The organism is Mucilaginibacter terrae (genome assembly GCF_042679325.1).
GTDB lineage: Bacteria > Bacteroidota > Bacteroidia > Sphingobacteriales > Sphingobacteriaceae > Mucilaginibacter > Mucilaginibacter terrae.
This window is the reverse complement of the sequence record NZ_JBHTMJ010000004.1, coordinates 122941-129397: the sequence shown is the minus strand read 5'-3', so window position 1 is coordinate 129397 and position 6457 is coordinate 122941. Positions and strand designations below refer to the sequence as shown.

Annotated in this window: 5 protein-coding genes; all 5 read right to left on the bottom strand. The window is 41.2% G+C overall.

Features of this window, described 5'->3' with window-relative positions:
- Nucleotides 1-181 precede the first annotated feature (181 nt).
- The 5 genes from ACFQ3S_RS05480 to rpsL all read right to left on the bottom strand — a co-directional run bounded on the left by ACFQ3S_RS05480 (nucleotide 182) and on the right by rpsL (nucleotide 6303).
- Nucleotides 182-2554 carry an ABC transporter permease gene (locus ACFQ3S_RS05480; protein ID WP_377162055.1) on the bottom strand — a complete coding sequence of 791 codons (2373 nt, stop codon included), beginning with the start codon at nucleotides 2552-2554 and terminating at the stop codon, nucleotides 182-184.
- 203 nt (nucleotides 2555-2757) lie between these two features.
- Nucleotides 2758-3063 carry a 30S ribosomal protein S10 gene (rpsJ, locus tag ACFQ3S_RS05475; RefSeq protein WP_022830652.1) on the bottom strand — a complete coding sequence of 102 codons (306 nt, stop codon included), beginning with the start codon at nucleotides 3061-3063 and terminating at the stop codon, nucleotides 2758-2760.
- 130 nt (nucleotides 3064-3193) lie between these two features.
- Nucleotides 3194-5299 (bottom strand): elongation factor G, encoded by a 2106-nt coding sequence (gene fusA / locus ACFQ3S_RS05470; protein ID WP_377162054.1) that lies wholly within the window; start codon nucleotides 5297-5299, stop codon nucleotides 3194-3196.
- Nucleotides 5300-5390: 91 nt separating this feature from the next.
- Complete coding sequence (rpsG, locus tag ACFQ3S_RS05465; protein ID WP_377162052.1) at nucleotides 5391-5858, bottom strand: 30S ribosomal protein S7; 468 nt, start codon at nucleotides 5856-5858, stop codon at nucleotides 5391-5393.
- A 19-nt stretch (nucleotides 5859-5877) separates the two neighbouring features.
- A complete protein-coding gene (gene rpsL / locus ACFQ3S_RS05460) occupies nucleotides 5878-6303 on the bottom strand; it encodes a 30S ribosomal protein S12 (protein WP_377162050.1) in 426 nt (141 codons plus the stop codon).
- Nucleotides 6304-6457 lie beyond the last annotated feature (154 nt).

Genomic DNA, 6457 nt, shown 5'->3' with positions numbered 1-6457 from the left:
GATATGGCGTTCGCGGGATATCCGTAGAATCGGCGTTCCCTTTCTTACTTGAGAAACTAAATCCAGTTTCTCTTCAAATGTGTGCTTTGACATAATAATAAACCCCAAAAGTTTTTGTCTAACTTTTGGGGGTCACTTCATTGAGAGACGGCCTTTGATGCTTTAAAGTATTACGTGATTTTTATTCGGTTCGTAAGCTTTTAACCGGGTTGGCTAAGGCTGCTCTAATGGCTTGAAAGCTTACGGTTAACAGGGTAATAGTTAAAGCACCCAAAGCCGATATGGCAAAAACCCACCACGAAATTTCGGTACGGTACTCGTAGGCTTGTAACCATTGGTTGAGGAAATACCAGGCTACCGGTACCGCTATAACACAGGAAATGATAACCAAGCCTATAAAATCTTTACAAAGCATGCTCCATAAACTGTAAACCGATGCGCCTAATACCTTGCGCACACCAATTTCTTTGGTACGCTGCTCGGCCACAAAAGAGGCCAGACCAAATAAACCCATTGAAGAAATGAGTATAGCCAGCAGGGCAAAAAATGTTGCCAGTTTACCTATACGTTCTTCATTGTTGAATTTCCGGGCATACTCCTCATCAATAAACTTATAATTAAAAGGGCTTACAGGGCTAATTTTCTTAAAAACCGGTTCTATTTTGGCTAATGCCTCGCGTACGGGCATTTTAGGTTTTATTTTGATGAGAATAACATTAGCATTGCTATAATCTAAAATATATACAGTTGGCATTATGGGTGTATAAGGCGATTGCATAACCATGTTTTTAACTACAGCCCTAATGGTTAAAGGCTTATCGTTAAATTTGATAATACGGCCAATAGGATCTTTAAAGCCTACCATTTTAGCGGCTGCCTCATTTAATATGATGCTTGATGAATCGGTAGGGTAAGCGCGTGAAAGCTCCCTTCCCTCTTTTAGTTTCCAATTAATGGTTTTACCATAATCATGCGTAATTTTTATAACACCAAATAGTGGTAATGAGCCCGGCTCTTTACCCTCCCATTCAAAACCAACCTGGTTGCTATTAATAGACGTGGTAGGGCTTGACGATTCTGCCATATTTTCAACGGCAACGGTTTTAAGCAGATCTCCCCTTAAAACATCATAATGACCCTCCAATTCGGGGGTGCTAATGTCCATCACAATTAAGCCATTGCGGCTATACCCTACCGAGCGGTTTTTAGCAAATTGTATTTGCCGAAAAACAATAATAGTACCAATTATTAGCGTAACAGAAACTGTGAACTGTAAAACCACTAAAACTTTACGAGGCAAACCAGAAAACCTGCCCGCCTTAAATGTTCCTTTTAATACCATAACCGGGTTAAAGCCCGACAGGTAAAAAGCCGGATAGCTCCCCGCAACCAAACCTGTTAAACCTGTAAATAACAACGTACCTAACCAAAAGACAGGATTAGCCCATGGCAGTTGCATTTGCTTATCGGCCAGGCTATTAAAGTAAGGTAAAAACAATAGCACCAGCACCACAGCAAATATAAACGCCAGCAGTGCCATTACTAACGATTCGCTTAAAAACTGGGCGATGATTTGCGGACGTAACGAGCCAATAGATTTACGAATACCTACTTCTTTAGCACGTTTTTCGCTCCGGGCGGTGCTCAGGTTCATGAAGTTGATGCAGGCCAGCAGTAATACAAAAACACCGATAATGCCGAACAGCCATATAAACCTAATTAGCCCTCCGGTTACTTTACCATTGGTAAATTCGCTGTATAAGTGCCATTGAGCCATAGGGTGCAACTGCACTTCATCCTTACCACTTACATGATGTGGCTTTGGAATTTCTCTGATTTTTACATTTACTTTATCGAAAGCATCTTCGCTATTAACCTGGGCAAACATCATAAAGCTGTGATTGTCCCACTCCTGGTTTGAATCCTTTACCCAACTACGGGTTGCTTCGTACAAGCTCCATGGTTTCAATAACTTTACCTCGCGAAAAGTAGTGTTTTCCGGAAAATCTTCATACACACCTGCTACTTTAACATCATCTTTATTGTTTAAGCGGATGGTTTTGTTAATAGGATCGGCACTGCCAAATAAAGCATTAGCAAGTGACTGGGTTATTAATGTTGACGACGGGTCATTCAAAGCATTACGCTTGCCACTAATCATTTTAATGGTCATCATCTCCGAAAAATCGGGTTGTGCCCACATGCCCATACTGGTCACACTTTTTCCACCAAATTTTATAATGTCAGTTTCGCCCCACGAAGTTAGTGCTACCCGCTTAAAATCGTTAGGGTACTTGGTTCGCAGTTCGGCAGCCAGCGGAATGGCAACGGCATCTTGTGTGCTAATGTGTCCGTTAAATAATTGGGTTATTTTAATTTGGGCAACGGTTTTATAATCTTTGTGATAGGTATCAAATGAAATCTCGTCCCATATCCATAAGCCAATAAGCATAGCCACAGCCATGCCCAGCGCCAGCCCTAATATATTAATAGACGAGTACACTTTGTTTTTTAACAGATTACGCCAGGCAATTTTGATATAGTTCTTGAACATACGGTGATAGCTTATGACATACCCATTCAACCAATACAATGCCAGTGGCATTATTAATTGAAAATCAATTGATTAATAAATTATTACATGATGAATTGTTCGAAAATGATACAGCAATACGTACGGTTACGAACTACTTTATAAAACACAAAAGGCCACCTTTTGCAAGGCGGCCTTTTGTAATTCTGTATCTTCCGGTACTATCACACTTTAATTTCAACTTCAACGCCGCTTGGCAATTCAAGTTTCATTAACGCGTCAACAGTTTTAGAGTTAGAGCTGTAGATATCCAATAAGCGCTTGTAGCTGCACAATTGGAATTGCTCACGTGCTTTTTTGTTTACGTGCGGTGAACGCAATACTGTAAAGATTTTCTTTTCAGTTGGTAAAGGAAGTGGTCCGCTTACTACGGCACCAGTTGGCTTTACAGTCTTAACGATCTTCTCGGCTGATTTGTCAACCAAGTTGTAGTCGTAAGATTTCAGTTTAATTCTGATTCTTTGGCTCATGTTTGTTTTTTTTTAACCACCTGTAAGAGCTATTAGTTACAAGCAGTTGATTTGTTTATTGTGTTGATTAAGTTGATTGAGTTTACAGTTAAAACTAATCAACTACTCACTCAATCAACCAATAACTTATTTAAGCACCTATTCTTTTACCTTTAGCTTTAGCAACAACTTCTTCCTGTACGTTGCGTGGAGCATCTTCATAGTGATCAAACTCCATGGTTGAAGTTGCACGGCCCGAAGTAATGGTACGTAACTGGGTTACATAACCAAACATTTCTGAAAGTGGCACGGTAGCTTTAATTACTTGTGCACCGGCACGGCTATCCATACCTAATAACTGACCACGACGACGGTTCATGTCACCGATAACATCACCCATGTTTTCTTCCGGGGTCAAAATCTCGATCTTCATGATCGGCTCCAGCAATACTGGTTTACATTTAGGTAAAGCCTCACGGTAAGCCGAACGACCCGCGATCTCGAAAGATAACGCATCCGAATCGACCGCGTGGAACGAACCATCAATTAAACGCACTTTTAAGCCGGTTAAAGGGTAACCTGCCAACACACCATTAGTCATAGCGGCAGCAAAGCCTTTTTCTACAGATGGAATAAACTCACGAGGGATTGAACCACCGCTAATTTCGTTCACAAATTGTAAACCTTCTTTACCCTCATCAGGAGGAGAAATGATCACCTGGATATCGGCAAATTTACCACGACCACCAGTTTGTTTCTTGTAAGTTTCGCGATGTTGGGTGGTACCTGTAATAGCTTCTTTATAAGCTACTTGTGGCGCACCCTGGTTAACCTCTACTTTAAACTCACGTTTCAAACGGTCCATAATAATGTCTAAGTGAAGCTCACCCATACCCGAAATAACGGTTTGGCCGGTTTCTTCATCAGATTTTACGTGGAAGGTTGGATCCTCTTCGGCTAATTTACCTAAAGCCATACCCAATTTATCAACATCAGCCTGTGTTTTAGGCTCAATAGCTAAACCGATAACGGGCTCAGGGAAGTTCATCGACTCCAGAATGATCGGGAATTTCTCATCGCACAGGGTATCACCTGTTTTAATATCTTTAAAGCCCACTACCGCAGCAATATCACCAGCACCTACATTAGGTATTGGATTTTGCTTGTTAGCGTGCATTTGGAAGATACGCGAGATACGTTCTTTATTATCTGAACGCATGTTATGCACATAAGAACCAGCTTCCAGGTTACCTGAATAAACGCGGATAAAGCACAAACGACCTACAAAAGGATCGGTAGCGATTTTAAACGCTAATGCTGCAAATGGTTCTTTTTCAGATGGTTTACGTAAAATTTCTTCGCCAGTATCTGGGTGGGTACCAATAATACCTTCCACATCCATAGGTGAAGGCAATAATTCCATCACATAATCGAGCATGGTTTGTACACCTTTGTTTTTGAAAGATGAACCACAAACCATAGGAACTATCTTAGCATCTAACACTGCTTTACGCAATGCATCTAATACTTCGCGTTCGGTAATGGTTTCAGGCGCATCGAAGAATTTCTCCATCAACGTTTCATCATACTCAGCTACAGATTCCAGTAATTTTTCTCTCCACTCAGTTGCTTCTTCTATCATATCGGCCGGGATAGGCACTTCGGTAAAGGTCATCCCTTTATCGTGCTCATTCCATACAATACCACGGAAGTTAATTAAGTCAATTACACCTTTAAAGCTTTCTTCGGCTCCAATTGGCAATTGCAACGGCACCGCGTTACTGCCCAACATACTTTTCACTTGTTTTACAACATTTAAAAAGTCGGCACCAGAGCGGTCCATTTTATTAACGAAACCTATACGGGCAACGTTGTAGTTATTGGCAAGTCTCCAGTTAGTTTCTGATTGAGGCTCAACACCATCAACAGCAGAAAACAAGAAAACCAAACCATCCAGTACACGTAACGAACGGTTTACCTCAACGGTAAAATCCACGTGACCAGGGGTATCAATAATGTTAATATGGTAAGTTTGGTCTCTGTACTTCCAGTTTACGGTAGTAGCAGCCGAAGTAATGGTAATACCACGCTCCTGCTCCTGAGCCATCCAATCCATAGTAGCAGCACCTTCATGTACCTCGCCTATTTTGTGGCTTACACCACTATAGTAAAGAATACGCTCGGTAGTAGTGGTTTTACCAGCATCGATGTGTGCGGCAATACCAATGTTTCTTGTGTATTTAAGATCTCTTGACATGTATTTTTTTGTTTGATTTCTCCGATTATAAAGATGATTACACCGATGTTAAATCAGTGTAATCATTATATCATCAGTGTAAATCTAAATGTTAGAAACGGAAGTGAGAGAACGCTTTGTTGGCTTCAGCCATTTTATGCGTATCTTCTTTTTTCTTAACGGCAGCACCTTCACCCTTAGCAGCTGAGATGATCTCTCCGGCTAATTTCTCCATCATGGTTTTTTCACCGCGACGACGGGCATAGCTAATTAACCATTTCATACCCAAAGCAATTTTACGCTCAGGGCGAACCTCGGTAGGTACCTGGAAGTTAGCACCACCCACACGACGAGATTTAACCTCAACAGCAGGCATTACATTATTTAATGCTTTTTTCCATGTTTCTAAACCGTTTTCACTTGTTTTTTTCTCAACAATATCAACGGCGTTATAGAATATAGCGTAGGCGGTAGATTTTTTACCGTCGTACATCATGTTATTTACAAACCTGGTTACCAGAATATCATTAAATCTTGGATCAGGAAGAAGGATTCTCTTTTTTGGTTTCGACTTTCTCATTGTTACTATCCTCCTTTAATTATTTCTTTTTACCTTTTGCTGGCGCGCCTTTTACCGGTGCAGCTGCCTGACCTGGTTTAGGGCGTTTGGTACCGTATTTTGAACGACGTTGGTTACGACCGGCTACGCCTGAAGTATCCAATGCACCACGGATAATGTGGTAACGTACACCTGGCAGATCCTTAACACGACCACCGCGTATTAACACGATAGAGTGTTCCTGCAGGTTGTGACCTTCACCCGGTATGTAGGCATTAACCTCTTTACCGTTAGTAAGGCGCACACGGGCCACTTTACGCATTGCTGAGTTTGGTTTTTTAGGGGTAGTGGTGTACACACGGGTGCACACGCCTCTTCGCTGTGGACAGCTGTCCAACGCTGGTGACTTACTCTTGTCAACCAGAGCTACTCTACCTTTTCTAACTAATTGCTGAATAGTAGGCATTCTTCCTTTTTGATTTTTACTGTTTTATCCTTATTTTAAGGACTGCAAAAGTACACACTTAATTTGTGATATTCAAGCGGTTGTGAAAAGATTTTTTGGGATGAGTTAATGGTAACTTACTGTGACAAAAAAAACCGCTTAACCAATATAGGCT